The 14,543-nt window shown below is 60.9% G+C and carries 13 protein-coding genes; 6 read left to right on the top strand and 7 right to left on the bottom strand.

All coding sequences use genetic code 11. The annotated features are described in order from the left end of the window. Positions 1–75 precede the first annotated feature (75 nt). Together QRN48_RS08375 and QRN48_RS08370 are read left to right on the top strand one after the other, a co-directional pair. A complete protein-coding gene (locus tag QRN48_RS08375) occupies positions 76–633 on the top strand; it encodes a DUF4174 domain-containing protein (RefSeq protein WP_285349996.1) in 558 nt (185 codons plus the stop codon). Positions 634–733: 100 nt separating this feature from the next. Further along, positions 734–1,078: a 2-oxoacid ferredoxin oxidoreductase gene (locus QRN48_RS08370; RefSeq protein ID WP_285349994.1), complete on the top strand. Its 345-nt coding sequence runs from the start codon at positions 734–736 to the stop codon at positions 1,076–1,078. A gap of 84 nt (positions 1,079–1,162) precedes the next feature. Here QRN48_RS08370 and QRN48_RS08365 read toward each other — a convergent pair whose 3' ends face one another. Beyond that, positions 1,163–1,795 (bottom strand): DUF5666 domain-containing protein, encoded by a 633-nt coding sequence (locus tag QRN48_RS08365; RefSeq protein ID WP_502944584.1) that lies wholly within the window; start codon positions 1,793–1,795, stop codon positions 1,163–1,165. A 331-nt stretch (positions 1,796–2,126) separates the two neighbouring features. On the opposite strand from QRN48_RS08365, the gene QRN48_RS08360 reads away from it, so the two are divergent. From QRN48_RS08360 to QRN48_RS08350, 3 genes are read left to right on the top strand one after another with little or no spacing between them, the layout of a single operon-like run. Then, positions 2,127–3,209 carry an ABC transporter substrate-binding protein gene (locus tag QRN48_RS08360; RefSeq protein ID WP_285349993.1) on the top strand — a complete coding sequence of 361 codons (1,083 nt, stop codon included), beginning with the start codon at positions 2,127–2,129 and terminating at the stop codon, positions 3,207–3,209. Continuing rightward, complete coding sequence (locus QRN48_RS08355; RefSeq protein WP_285349991.1) at positions 3,196–4,194, top strand: ABC transporter permease; 999 nt, start codon at positions 3,196–3,198, stop codon at positions 4,192–4,194. Before QRN48_RS08360 ends, QRN48_RS08355 begins: the two co-directional genes overlap by 14 nt. Next, entirely contained in the window at positions 4,188–4,982 is a 795-nt protein-coding gene (locus tag QRN48_RS08350; protein WP_285349990.1) for an ABC transporter ATP-binding protein, read from the top strand. Before QRN48_RS08355 ends, QRN48_RS08350 begins: the two co-directional genes overlap by 7 nt. A 75-nt stretch (positions 4,983–5,057) precedes the next feature. On the opposite strand, the gene dacB is transcribed toward QRN48_RS08350, so the two are convergent. The 3 genes from dacB to QRN48_RS08335 all read right to left on the bottom strand — a co-directional run bounded on the left by dacB (position 5,058) and on the right by QRN48_RS08335 (position 8,559). Further along, a complete protein-coding gene (gene dacB, locus QRN48_RS08345; RefSeq protein WP_037010942.1) occupies positions 5,058–6,524 on the bottom strand; it encodes a D-alanyl-D-alanine carboxypeptidase/D-alanyl-D-alanine endopeptidase in 1,467 nt (488 codons plus the stop codon). Positions 6,525–6,897: 373 nt separating this feature from the next. Next, positions 6,898–7,242, bottom strand: coding sequence for a YggL family protein (locus tag QRN48_RS08340; RefSeq protein ID WP_037010941.1), 345 nt, complete (start codon positions 7,240–7,242; stop codon positions 6,898–6,900). A 117-nt stretch (positions 7,243–7,359) separates the two neighbouring features. Further along, positions 7,360–8,559, bottom strand: a complete 1,200-nt coding sequence (locus QRN48_RS08335; protein ID WP_285349987.1) for an MFS transporter — start codon at positions 8,557–8,559, stop codon at positions 7,360–7,362. A gap of 104 nt (positions 8,560–8,663) precedes the next feature. On the opposite strand from QRN48_RS08335, the gene QRN48_RS08330 reads away from it, so the two are divergent. Next, a complete protein-coding gene (locus QRN48_RS08330; protein WP_285349985.1) occupies positions 8,664–9,605 on the top strand; it encodes a LysR family transcriptional regulator in 942 nt (313 codons plus the stop codon). A gap of 16 nt (positions 9,606–9,621) precedes the next feature. On the opposite strand, the gene QRN48_RS08325 is transcribed toward QRN48_RS08330, so the two are convergent. The 3 genes from QRN48_RS08325 to QRN48_RS08315 are packed head-to-tail and all read right to left on the bottom strand — an operon-like array spanning position 9,622 to position 14,380. Beyond that, positions 9,622–10,089, bottom strand: coding sequence for a GNAT family N-acetyltransferase (locus tag QRN48_RS08325; protein ID WP_285349983.1), 468 nt, complete (start codon positions 10,087–10,089; stop codon positions 9,622–9,624). Next, positions 10,086–13,745: a transporter substrate-binding domain-containing protein gene (locus QRN48_RS08320; protein WP_285349982.1), complete on the bottom strand. Its 3,660-nt coding sequence runs from the start codon at positions 13,743–13,745 to the stop codon at positions 10,086–10,088. Before QRN48_RS08320 ends, QRN48_RS08325 begins: the two co-directional genes overlap by 4 nt. A gap of 8 nt (positions 13,746–13,753) precedes the next feature. Beyond that, complete coding sequence (locus QRN48_RS08315) at positions 13,754–14,380, bottom strand: response regulator transcription factor (protein ID WP_037010938.1); 627 nt, start codon at positions 14,378–14,380, stop codon at positions 13,754–13,756. Positions 14,381–14,543: the final 163 nt, after the last annotated feature.

Raw genomic sequence — 14,543 nt, 5'->3', positions numbered from 1 at the left:
TTTTTTCCTCCTTGCGTCTGGACCTTTTCCCCTGATGCGCGATCATCAGTGCATGGAAATCCAGAGGAGGTGTGTATGTTAAGCCGGTCGTTGACCCTTGCCGTTTTGTTCGCCGTGTCGAGCCCTTTGCTGGCCGCCGACGGCGATACCCCACTGTCACAAGAGCGCGGCAAGACCCGTCCACTGATCGTGATCGCGTCAAGCTCCGTGGATCCCACGCTGGTCAGCCTGAAGAAAAATCTGGAAGAACCCGCCAACAAGGAGGGGTTCGCCAAGCGCGACATGGTGCTCTACACCATCATCAACACGGTCGGGCAGCGCAACGGTAAGGATCTCGACGCCCAGACCACCATGGCGCTGGTGCGCGAACTCAAACTGGGCGCCCAGGCAGGCGGCGAGGCTCAAGTGATTCTGGTGGGCAAGGACGGCGAGAAGAAAATGACCCACAACGGTCCGATTGAGCCCAAGGAAATCTTCAGCACCATCGATCAGATGCCGATGGCGGAAAAGGAAGCGGCCGCCGCCGCGCCTGCAGCCCCTGTGGCCGAACCCAAGGCGGCTGCCCAATCGGGCAAACCCGGCAAGCCGGGGAAAGCCGCACCTGCTGCGCCGCCGGCCGGCCTGGATGACTGACCCGACAATCGGATCGGAAGAAGCGCCCGTTTAACGCCAGGCGTGTGGCCTGGATGAGGTTGCTGGTACCATCGGTCCTTTTTTACCAAAAGGGATTGTCATGAAGCAGTGGGCGGGCGCGCTGGCGCTGGTGGCGTTGACGGGTTGCATGAGTTTGAACCAAACGCGTTCGGCGGGTCCGGCGCAGGTGTACACCAGTCAGAAACCTGCCACTGCCGTGGCCGAATGCATCAAGGTCACCTGGGCCAACGTGCAATTGTTCGGTGACGTGGCAGATGTCTTCATGGCCAAGGGCGAGCCCGATGCCTTTACGGTCTACACCACCGAGGGCCAGTATTTCGCCGACGTTGCCGGCAAGGCAGGGATGACCAGGGTCAGCGTTTACGCCAAGCCAGGCGCCAATGCCGTAGAGCAGCGCGGCGCAGTGCTCGCCACCTGCCTGTGATTCATCCGCTGCACGCTCGGGGCAGGGCGGCGAATCTGGCCAATCGGCTTGGTACTCGCCCTGTCCTGGCGGCCGTCACGTGCTTCACATGGGCGGTGTCACGCCATTTTCTCCGGCAGAAACCGACAGCGCGGTCAGCGTGCTGTCGGATGCTTTCTGCGCCTGCAGGACCACTTTCACGCCTGGCTTGAGCAGCCCTCGATCACCCGGCACCAGATTGACGATCGGTACGTCATCGGGAATGACGATGGTCTTCTGCCCGCCCTTGTAATTGACGGTGATCGTGCGCCCGTTGCTGGCGACGAGATCACCCACCGAGCCATTGGTCATTGTGCTGTCCGGCGTCAGGTCGAATGCGCGATGGCCGTCGCCCGTGCCTGCCATCTCTGGCGGAAACACATGGACCTCCAGTGCTTTCAACGAGCCATCCGGCAACGGCACCGCCGCGGAACCGATGTAGCTGCCCGGTTTGATTTCCGACACCTGCGCCAGGGTTACGCCGCGAATCTGCGTGTTCGGGGTCACGGCCACCTGCAGATCTTCGCCACGGTTGCTGTGGATTTTCAACGCGTCACCGTCGACCGCCGTGATTGTGCCGCGCACGCGCATGGGCTTGCCATCCTCCGCGCAGGCGGGCAATGCGCTTGCCAGCAGGGTGCCCAGCAGGGCCGACATCAGAAGGGTGCGACGCAAAGGTTGACGCTTATGGATGTTCATTGAGAGCAGAGATCCTGTGAGGGGCGAGCTCTCAGCATAACGCCAGTCTTGAGAGCGGTGGATGACATCGGCGTCAGTGACCATGACTTCGCGAGCACGCTCTTCTCGATTGTGCGGTTCTCGCCACGCGCATTGGACACGGCGGGCTCAAGCAGGCAACCATTTGCACTGAGCGATTACATAGAACACTTGCATAGTGGAATAGAATAAAAATGAATTTAGTTAATTATCGCGTGAGTGTTAGGGTTTTAAAAAGTCAGACTTACCCGGGTTTTTGGTTATTAAGCCGTCGTTGCTGACTGTCATTTCACTCATTCGGTAAGGGAACACCATGGCCCGTTTTGATCAATTAAGCCGACGGCGCGTGCTGGGCATCGCAGGGGCTGCGCTGGCTTCGCCACTGCTGGTGTCGTTACCCCGCGTCCTCTGGGCCGCTGACGAACACGCAGACCATGCCGGGCAGGGCGGTGATCCTGCAGCAGAGCCGGCGGGCACCGGGCAATTCATCCGCCTCGATCAACCGCGCTCGCTGAAGCTTGCAATCAATCTGAACGCGGTCTGCCTGGCGCCGGTGGTGATCGCCCACGGCCAGGGCTTCTTCAAAAAGCACAATCTGGAGGTCGAGCTGGTCAACTTCGGCAACTCCACTGAAGTGCTGCTGGAAGCGATTGCAACAGGCAAAGCTGATGCCGGCATCGGTATGGCGCTGCGTTGGCTCAAGGCGCTCGAACAGGGGTTCGACGTCAAGCTGACCGCCGGCACCCATGGCGGGTGTTTGCGTTTGCTCAGCGCAGCGGACGGCCCGGTCAACAGGCTGGAGGACCTCAAAGGCAAGGCCATCGGTGTCACCGATATGGCGAGCCCGGACCGGAACTTCTTCTCCATTTTGCTGAAGAAACATGGCGTTGACCCGGTTCGCGATGTGGAGTGGCGGCTGTATCCGGCCGACCTGCTGGGCACCGCGCTGGAGCGGGGCGAGGTCCAGGCCGTGAGCGGAAGCGACCCGTTCATGTACCGGCTGATCAAAGCCGGCAAGGCGCGCGAACTGTCGTCCAATCTCGTGGAAGACTACGCCAATCTCAGCTGCTGCGTGGTCGGGGTCACCGGCAAGCTGGCCCGTGATGACAAGCGTGTCGTGGCCGCGCTGACCCAGGCCATTCTGGAGGCCCATGACTATTCGGTAACGCACCCGGAAGAGGTGGCCAAAGGGTTCCAGGCCTACGCCCTCAACACCACAACGGAGGAAGTGGTTGCGATTCTGCATGACCACACCCACGGCCATCATGCGGTCGGCGCAGCGTTGACCGCAGAAATCGCCACCTACGTGCGCGATCTGAAGACTGTCGAAGTCATTCGTCAAAGCACCGATGCCGATGCCTTTGCTGCGGAGATCACTGCCAATGTCTTCAATTGAGATGACGGCCGACCTGGAGCGGTTGAACACCCCGGCAAACCCGTTTTGGTTACAGGGGCTGCTGGCTGCAGCGTTCTGGCTGGCGACCGCGTTGCTGGTTGTGTACGTGCCCAACGCATCGCGCAGCTGGCCGATGACCCAGGGCCTGGCCAATCTTTGCCTGATCGTGACCGGGCTGATTGTGCTCGCCGTGATCCTCAGGCGCTGGTCCCGTCCGTTGGCGGTGCGTACCGCCAGACTCGGGCCGTGGCTGATTGCCCTGCCGCTTCTGCTGTCCGTCTGGGAGCTGCTTACCGCCAAACTCGCCTGGCTGCCGGTGCCGTTCTTCGCCCCGCCCCAGGCGTTGCTGGACGTTTACGTGGATGACTGGCGGCGCCTCGCCGACAGCCTGTTTCACTCGGCCATCCTATTGGGCAGTGGCGTAGCGCTCGGTGCGTTGACGGGGTTCATTGCCGGCGTCGCCATCGGCTGGTCGCGCAGTATCGGCTACTGGCTGCATCCGGTTTTGCGCATCCTGGGGCCGGTGCCGTCCACCGCCTTGCTGCCGCTGTGCTTTTTCCTTTTTCCCAGCAGCTGGAGCGCCAGCGTTTTTCTCATTGCTCTGGCGACCTGGTTTCCGGTCACGGTGCTGACCTGGTCAGGGGTGGCGAGCGTCGACAAGGCCTACTACGACGTAGCGCGTACCCTGGGTGCCAATCAGCGTTTTCTGATCTTCAAAGTGGCGATCCCCGCCGCGCTGCCTCATGTGTTCGTGGGCTTGTTCATGGGCCTCGGCGCGTCGTTTTCAACACTGGTGGTGGCGGAGATGATGGGCGTCAAGTCGGGAATCGGCTGGTATCTGCAATGGGCGCAAGGCTGGGCGGCGTACGCCAACATGTACGCGGCGTTGTTGATCATGGCGCTGGCGTGTTCGGGGCTGATTTCAGCGCTGTTTCTGGTGCGTGACCGTCTGCTGGCGTGGCAACAAGGAGCGATGAAATGGTAAGTGCAGGGATAGCAGAAAGCGTTGAGTCCACTCGTGGCCTGGCGCTGCGCATCGATAACCTGAGCCACGGCTTCGTACTTGAGGGTCACCGGTTGCCGGTGCTGGAGCACGTGTCGCTGGCCGTCGAACCAGGAGAGTTCGTCGCGCTGCTGGGGCCTTCGGGTTGCGGCAAATCAACCCTGCTGCGTCTGGTCGCAGGGCTTGAGAGGGCGGACAGTGGAGCTTTGCTGGCGGATGGCGAAGCGATCACCGGGCCTGATCCGACTCGCGTGGCGGTGTTTCAGGACCCGACGCTGTACCCATGGCGCCGGGTCTGGGACAACGTGGCCTTGGGCCTCGAAGCCCGGGGGTTGCTGAAAACCACCCGGGGCAAGGTCGATGAAGCGCTGGCGAAAGTGGGCCTGAGCCAGTTCGCCCGAGCCTACCCGCGACAGCTGTCGGGCGGGATGGCGCAGCGAGTGGCGCTGGCACGGGCCCTGGTCAACGAGCCACGGCTGCTGATCCTTGATGAGCCACTGGGCAAGCTTGATTCTCTGACCCGGATTGCCATGCAGCAGGAGCTGATTGATCTGTGGCAGCGCCAGGGTTACACCGCGCTGCTGGTCACTCACGATGTCGAGGAGGCGCTGTTGCTCGCCAATCGCGTCATCGTGTTCAGCGACCGGCCGGCGCAGATCAAAGCCGAATTGACGATCGACCGGCCGTACCCTCGGCATCGCGATGACTCCTACCTGGTCGATCTGCGCAGGCAGATTCTGGGCCTGCTCGGGCTGGGACAAAGCTGGTAGCGAACAACGAGGGCGGCGTGCACCGATCGACGCGAGTGCAAGCCGTTGGGCGACTCGCACCTGCGGCGCCGAGCGTTACTGCTGCAGGGAAATAGCCGTGTTCTGCAGTTTCGGCTGGTTGTACAGACTGACCAGCACCTCATCGAGCACCGAGGACGCGCCCCACGGACGCGGGTCGTTGAGAATCGCGACCACCACCCAGGTGTTGCCGTTGCTGTCACGGCTGAACCCGGAGATCGCGCGAACCGTGTTCAGCGTGCCGGTCTTGATGTGGGCCTGACCCCGCAGCGCCGTACTCTTGAGGCGCTTGCGCATGGTGCCGTCCATGCCCGCCAGCGGCATCGAACTCATGAATTCTGCCTGATACGGGCTGTTCCAGGCGGCCTGGAGCATCTGCGCCATCTCGCGCGCACTGACCCGTTCGGCGCGGGACAGGCCAGAGCCGTTCTCCATGACCAGATGGGTCGCAATGATGCCTTTTTTCGCCAGCCACTGGCGCACCACGCGCTGCGCTGCCTTGGCGTCATCGCCGTCCGCTTCGTTGCGGAACTCCGCGCCCAGGCTCAGGAATAACTGCTGCGCCATGGTGTTGTTACTGAATTTGTTGATGTCGCGAATGATCTCGGCCAGGTCCGGAGAAAACGCTCTCGCCAGCAGCTTGGCGCTGCCCGGAGTGACGTCCAGCCGGTCCTTGCCAAGAATGCTCCCGCCCAGTTCCTGCCAGATGGCCCGCACGGCGCCTGCCGTATAGGTCGGGTGGTCAAGCAGCGACAAGTACGTCTGAGAATTACAGCCATCGCCCAACTGACCTGTAACGGTCACGCTAATGCCGCCGTCGGCTTCCGGGACCGGGTTGTACAGCACATCGCCGGTACACTTGTTCGACGACAACGCCTTGACCTGGTTATTGATGTGGATGGCCGCGATGGGCGGCTCAACCGAGATCAGAATCTTGCCGCCGTCGTTGCGGGTGATGAAGCGCAGGGCCTTGAGGTTGACCATCAACGAGTCCGGGCGGACCAGGAATGGTTTGTTCTTGTCGTTGCCGTCGTCATCGAAGACCGGCAATTGCGGCTGCACGAAATGGCTGCGGTCGAGCACCAGATCACCGGTGACTTGCTGCACGCCATTGGCGCGCAGGTCTCGCATCAACAGCCAGAGGCGTTCCATGTTCAGCTTGGGGTCGCCGCCGCCTTTCAGGTAAAGGTTGCCGCGCAGCACGCCGTTGCTGAGGGTGCCGTCGGTGTAGAACTCGGTTTTCCACTGGTGGGTAGGGCCAAGCATTTCAAGGGCCGCGTAAGTCGTCACCAGCTTCATGGTGGACGCCGGATTGACCGAAACGTCGGCATTGAACACCGTCGGCGTGCCCGGTCCGCTGACCGGCAGCATCACCAGCGACAGCGCATCATTCTGCAGTTTGCTGGCTTTGAGTGCTGCCTGGACCTTGGGTGGCAAGGCAGTGTTGATCGGGGCGGCGGCGATAGAGAACGAAAGGGGAAAGAGCAGGGTGGCCATCAACAACGGACGCAAAGACTTGATCATTCAATAAACCCTACTGCACTGATAACGAGATGAAGAGGGGATGAATTCCCTCGCAGTGTGAACACAAGACCAGAAAATGCCCGTGGGCCGGGCGTGACACTGGCCTTCGGTAAAGCGGCATTATGCCCCAAGCTTTGGTGACTTGCGCCGGGTTACTGCCGTCAAACGGCGCTATTTTTTGCTCATGTCCATTCAATGTCACGTTAAACCGTCAAATTCCTGCGCCGGGTGCTCATAACTGACCCGGTCACGCCTGCGTCGCTTTGCGTTGTTGGGCCAATCTTCATGGCAGAGAACAAGATCGCAGGCAAAAAAAAACCACCCTTCAGGGTGGCTTCTTTGGGTATCAGCGTGGCGGGAGACCGCCTGCTGATCAGCTGGCCGCGTTGATCGGCGTTTCGGGGTACCAGGCGTCCAGCAGAGGGCTGACAGTTACCTTGGTCAGCTCGTCACGGCCGTTCAGCCAAGCCTCGACAGCAGCGCGCTGCTCTTCGGTGACCGAACCACGATCAGCCTTGCAGACCAGACCGAAGTCGTCGCCGCCAACGTAGTCCAGGCCGTTACCGTCCATGGCTTCTGTCAGGAACGCGTCGAGGAATGCGTCGATTGCCTCGTCACTCAGGTCCTCTTTGAATTCCAGGTTCAGCTCGAAGCCCAATTCCTGAAACTCGTCGACACAGAGCTTTTTGCGCAGACGACGGGAGCGATTAGTGGCCATTGAAGCATTCCTCTTGAGTAATTTCGGGGCGCAGTCTACCAGCTTAGTAGCCGCCCTGCCTGCTTCGTCGCCCGCCCGTTGGCCCGACTGCCGCAAGCCGACATGTGCCTCGGGTTTTCACCGCGCAGCAGTTTGGCGGTTACGCATCATCAACAAGGCAACCAGGATCGCCACGACGGCGATTGCAGTCGCTACCCAACCCAACGACCCCAGGCCGAAGTGGCCGATGCCCAGCCCGCCGAAAATTGCCCCCAGGCCAATACCGGCATTGGCCGCCGAGATATTCATCGTCGCCGCCAGTGCCTGGGCCTTGGCGCCTGCCTGCATCACGCGCACTTGGCACACCGGGAACAGCGCGGTGTAGGCGATGCCCCACAGGACCAGCGCGGCGATCAGCCAGACATGCTCTGTGGCCAGCGGAATGGCGGCGGCCATGCCGATGCTCAGAATGACCAGAAACAGCACCATTGCACCCAGCGGGCTGCGGTCGACCAGTGCGCCGCCCCAGTGGTTGCCGATCATGCCGACGGCGCCGAAGCCCATCAGCCACCAGCCCACCTGGTTGGTCGGCACGCCGGCCAGGGTCTGCAGGATGTCCGCCAGGTAGGTGTAAGCCGTAAACATTGCGGTAAACGCGAGCACCGACAGCGCGATGTGGGCGAGGAAGCGCGGCTGCTTGAGGATGTCCGTCTGCTTTTCACCTTGCTTGGCCGGTGACGAGGGCAGGGTTGGCATGCACAGTTGCATCAGGACCGCGATCACCAGTGAGATAACGGCCAGCACCCAGAAACTGCCGCGCCAGCCAAGGGTGTCGGCGGCCACGGTGCCCAGCGGCACGCCGAAGACCAGGGCGGCGGAGATACCGAGATACACCCGCGACACCGCCTGACCCGATTTGCCGGGCGCTGCGAGCTGCCCGGCCGTTTCGCTGGCCGTGCCCCAGAACACCGGCAAGCCTAGTGCCGGAATGAAGCGCGCGAGGGCCATGACCCAGATGTTGGTGGACAGCGCCGCCAGCACGTTGGACGCCGCAAACACCAGCAGGATGATCGTGAACAGCTTCTTGCGTTCCACGCCTGCCAGTTTTGCCGTGAGGAACGGCCCGAACAACATGACAGTGAAGGCGAACAACGTGACGACCTGGCCTGCCACCGCGATCGACACGCCAAGGTCATGGGCCATGGCCGGGAGCAATCCGACGATGAGGAATTCAGTGGTGACGATTATGAACGCGGCGATCGCCATGATCAGAATCTGGACACCTGAACGGGATGCAGCAGCAGGCTGCGACGCCGTGGCGGAGGTGGAAGGTGGCATAGGTTAACTCCAAAGACTTTGCCATAGCCTATTGAAGATTTGCTTTCTCATCCGCGACATAAATGACTTACTCTCGCGAACTGAATTCCTGAATGGTAGTTGCCATGTTCTCCTCTGAACGTCTCAAGGGCATAGATGTGTTCGTGGCCGTCGCTGATTCCGGCAGTTTTGCCAGTGCAGCCATGAAGCTGAACCTGACCGCGTCGGCCGTCAGCAAAGGCATCGCCCGTCTGGAGCAGCGCCTGGGCCAGCGCCTGTTCAGCCGCACCACGCGGCGCTTGTCTCTGACCGAAGCCGGGGTGAAGTTTTACTCCACTTGCAGCGGCGTACTGGCCGACCTCGAAGAAGCGGAACTGGCATTGGCATCGGAACGCCACGAACCCCACGGCCGGGTGCGCATTGATTTGCCTGCGTCATACGGACGTCTCCACGTGCTGCCGCTGATCCTTAACTTCGTGAAGCAATACCCGTTGCTGCAGCCGCATATTTCCTTTTCCGACCGGTTCATTGATCCCGTACACGAAGGTATCGACATTGTGGTTCGTATCGGCGGCGCTGATGCCTGGGCTGCGGGGCTCGGTCATCGCTTCATCGGCGCTCAGCGGCTGGTTTTTTGTGCTGCGCCCGGTTACATCGCCGAGCACGGTCAGCCCACCACCGATGCCGACCTCGAGCACCACCATTGCATCGCTTACGGGCAATCCGACGGGCAGGTCGGCCCGTGGTATTTTCGCGGGCGACAGCCTGGGGACCGGGAGCGGCGCATCATTCATCCCCGTATTGCGGTGGGCGACGGGGAAGGTGAAGTGTCGGCGACCATTGCCGGGCATGGCATCGCGCAGTTGCCCACCTGGCTGGTCCAGACTCACCTCAACGAAGGACGGCTGGTTGAGGTGTTGCCGGAGCTGGCCACCGACGGACTGCCCATGAACCTGGTCTGGCTCAAAACCCGGGAAGCCCTGCCCAAGGTCAGCATCCTGCTCAAGTACCTGAGTGAGCACCTGGCGCCTTATGGCAGCGTGGACGCTGCAACCGGGCCGGCTTAGCGCCCAGAAAAACCGGCTATAACGCCTTGGACAAGGTTATTTCCCGTGCCTGCATCCCGACGGTTTCGTAGAGCTTTCGAGCGGCGACGTTGTCCGAAAACACGCTGAGCTCCAGACGACGAATCCCGCGCTCCAGGGCCCACGCCTCAACGACCTCAAGCGCTTCCCTGCCCAGGCCCTGACGCCTGAAAGGCTCATGAATCTCCAGGTCATAGATGAACAGTCGTACAGGCAACGGCGGCGACGCCACGATGCCCATCCAGAGGCTGCCCACTTCGAGGCCTGCACCCACGCATAACCGGCAGAACCAATGCCCGTCGGTGTCCAGGCCGTGCGTCAACAGGTCATCGAAATCTGCCCGGGCGCTTTCGCAGGCGACAACGTCGTGCAGCGTGTAGGTACGAGCAATATCCCTGGCGTATCCGGCAACCGACCGTTGGGCAAATACTTCAAATTCAGCAGGGTTCATGGGGATCAGCTTCATGGCAGCGGTCCTGTTCGAGGCACGGAGGTTGTCGCACGATAGGCACTCAGCGCCAGCTCCAGCGTGGTCATGGCGCGCTCAAGTGCCACCTGCCGCTTGCCGATGTCTTCGTCCGAAGCCTCGGCGTCGCATGCGGCCTCAAGCGCTTCGCACTCTTGGATGACGGCTGTCGCGCAGATGATGTTGGCTGCACCACGCACTTTGTGGCCGACGTCTTTCAACTGATCCCGGCCGGTGGCCGAAGCGAGCTCGGCGCGGTCCTGGCGAATGCTGTCAATGAGTTGATCGAGCAGGCGTTCGTTCATGTCGATCCTGCCGCCCGTTAGCGTGGCAATGGCGTGCGGGTCGAAGGCCTCATTCGCAACGGCGGCCGGCGCCTCGGCCATGACCGCCAATGGTCTTACTTTGCTCAGGCGGTCATTAAGGGCATTCAGGCTGATGGGTTTGAACAGGCAATCGTCCATGCCCGCTTCGCGACAGCGTTGTTTCTCTTCCGGCTGTGCGTTTGCGGTGTAGCCCAGCACCGTGCAGCGAGGCCGTGGTTGCTCGTGCTCCGCTTGCCGGATCGCCCTCGTGAGGTCATAGCCGTTCATGACCGGCATGTTGCAGTCTGCGATCACCAGATCGAAGGGCTCGGTCTTCCAGCGTTCGAGGGCCTCGGCGCCCTGTATCGCCATGTCGCAGCGATGCCCCAGAAAGCACAATTGTTCGAACAGCAGGAGGCGGTTTGCCGGGTGGTCATCGACAATCAGAATGTGCAGCGGCTCGGCAGTGTGTGGTGCAACCTGGGGCGTGATGTTGCGGGTGTCGAGCGGGTCGAGGGTGGTGAGCGCGAAGACCATCTCAACCCGGGTGCCATCTCCGGGCCGGCTGCTCAGCGTCAGCGTGCCGCCCATCATTTCGCACAGGCTGCGGCAGATCACCAGGCCGAGGCCCGCGCCGGTCCGTGCCAGTTGTCCGGACTGGTCGACCTGGGCGAAGGGCGCAAACAGGCGCTGCTGATCCTGGGCCGTGATGCCGATCCCGCTGTCGTGAATGATCACCTGCACGGTCATGTGCTGAGGGCTGCGTCCTGCCTCGGTTTGCAGGCTGATCCGGACCTGACCCTGTTCGGTGAATTTGATGGCGTTGCTGATGACATTGGAAAGAATCTGCTTGAAGCGCAGCGGATCGATCAGCACATCGGTGTTGGTGCGGGGGTCGAGATCCAGCGCCAAGGTAAGGCTTTTCTGGCGTGCCAGGCCGTCGAAGACCCGCACGACCGATTCAACCAGTTGCCGCAAATTGGCGCGTTCGGGGCTCAGGCTCAGGCGACCGGACTCGATGCGCGCGATGTCCAGAATATCGCCGATCAGCTCCAGTAAATCCTTCGCTGAACTGTACGCAACCTCAATGGCCGGGCGGTCGAGGTGGCCATTGTCGGCGCGTTTCAGAGCGAGCTCGAGCATCCCGATGACAGCGTTCATCGGCGTGCGGATTTCATGACTCATGGTCGCCAGGAAAGTGCTTTTCGCACGATTGGCATCGTCCGCCAGGTCCTTGGCCGTCTGCAGTTGCTCGATCAATTGGCGACGTTCACTGATGTCGATCCAGCCGCCAATGATCCCTTGAACCTTCCCCAGTGAGTCGCGGAAGGGCAGGATCCAGTGATAAATCGTCAATTCCCGGCCGCCGATGTGCAGCGAGCGGTCGAGGATCAGTGGCTCGTTGTCGGCCATGACACGGTTGTAGTCATCAACGTAACCCAGCGCTTCCTCGCTGTTGCTCAGAATCCCTTCAAGAATGCTCTTGCCGATGACGTCTTCGCGCTGTGCAGCAAAAGCGGCGAGGTAGCTGTCGTTACAGATTTTCAGCAGACCGTCGCGATCACGCACGTAGATGGGATGAGGGGTACCGTTGACCAGTGCGCTCATGAACTCGAACTGGTCATTGAGCGCGCGCTCGGCCCGCTCACGCTGTTTGATCTGACGGCGCATCCAGGCATTCCAGGCCAGTGAGCCCAGCAGCAGGATGCCGGCGCCCCCTATGATCTGGTAGATCAGCAACTGGTAGTCATGCCACGCACCGCTGCCTCGGGGCGAGTAGGTGCGCCAGCGGTTGTTGATGGCGGCGAGGTCTTCGGGCGCGATGCTCGACAGCGCCTTGTCGAGGATTGACGTCAGTTCGGTCGCATTGCGTGACGTCGCCATGGCGATGCGCGCCGGCTCCTGACCGACCGTGACGCGCATTTGCAGCGTGTCGTTCAGGCCGCGTGACGACAGGAAGTAGCTGGCGCTGAACAGTGAGGTGATTGCGCCTTCTGCCCGACCGTGGGCGAGCAGGTCCAGTGCCTGCGCCGGGTTGTCCACTTCCACCGGATAGATGCCGGGGTGATGTTCACGCAGGAAGGGCAGAATCGGGCTGCCGAGGGTCAGCGCCACTCTCTTGCCATCCAGCTGGTCGAGATTGGACGGGGCCGAGGTTTCCTTGCGCGTGACCAGGACGAACACGTTGTCCAGATAAGGCCGACTGAAATTGAAGCGGTTCTCGCGCTCGTCGCTGGGGATCATCGCCGCAATAAGGTCAGCCTGGCCCTGACTGAGCTGGCTGGCCATGTCGTTCATGCTGGCGGCGTGGCTGACCTCGAATGTCAGCCCGGTTCGCAGCCGGATGAGCTCAAGCAGGTCGGCCGTCACCCCGCTGAAGTGACCGGCGGCATCGTAGAACGTCAGAGGCGCGTACGCCTCGTTGAACACCACACGCACGACCGGGTGCTGGGCGATCCAGCGCTCCTCCCGCTGATTGAGCTGCAGCTTTTGATCGGTCAGCATCAAGTCGCTGCCGGCGCCCCAGCGTTTGGAAATGGCGATACGTTCTTCCACGGGGATGCCTTTGAGCACGCCGTTGACGATGTCCAGCAGCACCGTGTTCGATGCGTGTACGGCGAAGCTGAAACCGTTGGCCTCATGTTTGCCGAAATTGGCCATCTGCACGTTGTTCAGATAGCCCTTGTTGATCACGTAATGGGTGGAGATGGTGTCGCCCAGAAAGACGTCGGCCTGATTGAACGCGACTGCGTTGATCGCGCTCTGGAACGATGAAAAGGTCTGCAGGCGCGCCTTGGGGTAGAGCGCCGCGATGACGTCAGGTGGCAGATAGTGATAGGCCATGCTCAGGCGCAGACCGTTGAGGTCGCCGTTCAGCGGCCGGGTTTCGCCGGTACGGGTCACCAGCACCGGCTGGTCCACCGCGTAGGGGGTGGACAACGCGATGCCGCTGGATGCCGCCTCGTAACCGTTGGCGCTGCCCAGCAGGTCGATCTCGCCCTGGTTGAGCGCCAGAATGGCCTCGTCGCGGCTGGCGAAACGCAAAACCTTGACCGGCAGGTCGAGCACGCGGCCCAATATCCCGACGTAATCGGCAGTGAAGCCTTCGTAGTCGCGGCCGGTCAGGGTCAGGTCGAAAGGCGGATAGTCGGGCGCAGAAGTGCCCAGAATCAGCTCGCGTTTGTTACGCACCCACTGCCATTGGGAGCGGTCCAGGGTCACGTCCATATGCGACGGGTTGGAGCGACTCAGCAGTGTGTAGCGTTCCGGGGGGCGGGAGTCTGCCTGGGCATCCAAGCCCAGGCAGATAAGTACCGCCGCGATCCAATAGTCCTTTAACGCCTTTGCCATCCTGTTTCTCACACTAACGAATTGCGTTTTGCCATCTCGATAAGTTCTACCAGAGTTTTGGCCTTGAGTTTCTGCATCAAGCGGGTTTTGTAGGTGCTGACGGTTTTATTGCTGAGAAACATGCCCTTGGCTATCTCTTTGTTGGTGCGACCCTGGGCAAACAGTTGCAATACCATCAGCTCACGGTCGTTGACGAGTTTGAAGCGCTCAATCTCGTTGGGGTCACCTTCTTTTTTGATCGTTGCGGCAAGCGCCTGACTGGGAAAGTAATTGTAGCCGGATAATACGGCTTTGACGGAGCTGACAAGTTCGCTCAGGTCTTCCTGCTTGCACACGTAACCGGAGGCCCCGGACTGCATGCAACGGATGGCAAAGAGACTGGGGGCCTGTGCGGTCAGGACGAGAATCTTGGACGGCAGGTTCATCGCGTTGAACCGGGCAAGGACTTCGAGCCCGTCCAGCTTGGGGATGCTGATGTCGAGGATGATCAGGTCGGGCATGCACTCACGGACCATCTGCATGGCGTCGACGCCATTGTCGGTCTCTCCGACCACTTCGTAATTCTCGTTCTCCAGAAGCATTCTTATGGCCATTCGAATGACCGGATGGTCGTCGATAATAAAAATAGAGTTCATGGTCAATCCATAATGAGTGGCAAGAAAGCGCGCACCTTATCCCAGATGTTCAACAGCGCCCATAAAGAGATCATGCCCGAACCGCTATATAGGAATAGTCCTACAAGAATAAGCGTATGTGCGTACATTGATGCACGCGGCGACCATGAATGTTTAATAAAAA

The organism is Pseudomonas sp. ME-P-057 (genome assembly GCF_030208975.1).
GTDB classification, from domain to species: Bacteria; Pseudomonadota; Gammaproteobacteria; order Pseudomonadales; family Pseudomonadaceae; genus Aquipseudomonas; species Aquipseudomonas lutea.
The sequence above is the reverse complement of the archived record's forward strand: the minus strand, read 5'-3'. Positions and strand labels throughout refer to the sequence as shown.

Coding starts and splice junctions, on each gene's coding strand:
- QRN48_RS08335 (WP_285349987.1), bottom strand. CDS start 8,559: ATGCCACCTTCCACCTCCGCCACGGCGTCGCAGCCTGCTGCTGCATCC.
- QRN48_RS08330 (WP_285349985.1), top strand. CDS start 8,664: ATGTTCTCCTCTGAACGTCTCAAGGGCATAGATGTGTTCGTGGCCGTC.
- QRN48_RS08355 (WP_285349991.1), top strand. CDS start 3,196: ATGTCTTCAATTGAGATGACGGCCGACCTGGAGCGGTTGAACACCCCG.
- QRN48_RS08340 (WP_037010941.1), bottom strand. CDS start 7,242: ATGGCCACTAATCGCTCCCGTCGTCTGCGCAAAAAGCTCTGTGTCGAC.
- QRN48_RS08320 (WP_285349982.1), bottom strand. CDS start 13,745: ATGGCAAAGGCGTTAAAGGACTATTGGATCGCGGCGGTACTTATCTGC.
- QRN48_RS08360 (WP_285349993.1), top strand. CDS start 2,127: ATGGCCCGTTTTGATCAATTAAGCCGACGGCGCGTGCTGGGCATCGCA.
- QRN48_RS08375 (WP_285349996.1), top strand. CDS start 76: ATGTTAAGCCGGTCGTTGACCCTTGCCGTTTTGTTCGCCGTGTCGAGC.
- QRN48_RS08325 (WP_285349983.1), bottom strand. CDS start 10,089: ATGAAGCTGATCCCCATGAACCCTGCTGAATTTGAAGTATTTGCCCAA.
- QRN48_RS08315 (WP_037010938.1), bottom strand. CDS start 14,380: ATGAACTCTATTTTTATTATCGACGACCATCCGGTCATTCGAATGGCC.
- QRN48_RS08370 (WP_285349994.1), top strand. CDS start 734: ATGAAGCAGTGGGCGGGCGCGCTGGCGCTGGTGGCGTTGACGGGTTGC.
- dacB (WP_037010942.1), bottom strand. CDS start 6,524: ATGATCAAGTCTTTGCGTCCGTTGTTGATGGCCACCCTGCTCTTTCCC.
- QRN48_RS08350 (WP_285349990.1), top strand. CDS start 4,188: ATGGTAAGTGCAGGGATAGCAGAAAGCGTTGAGTCCACTCGTGGCCTG.
- QRN48_RS08365 (WP_502944584.1), bottom strand. CDS start 1,795: ATGAACATCCATAAGCGTCAACCTTTGCGTCGCACCCTTCTGATGTCG.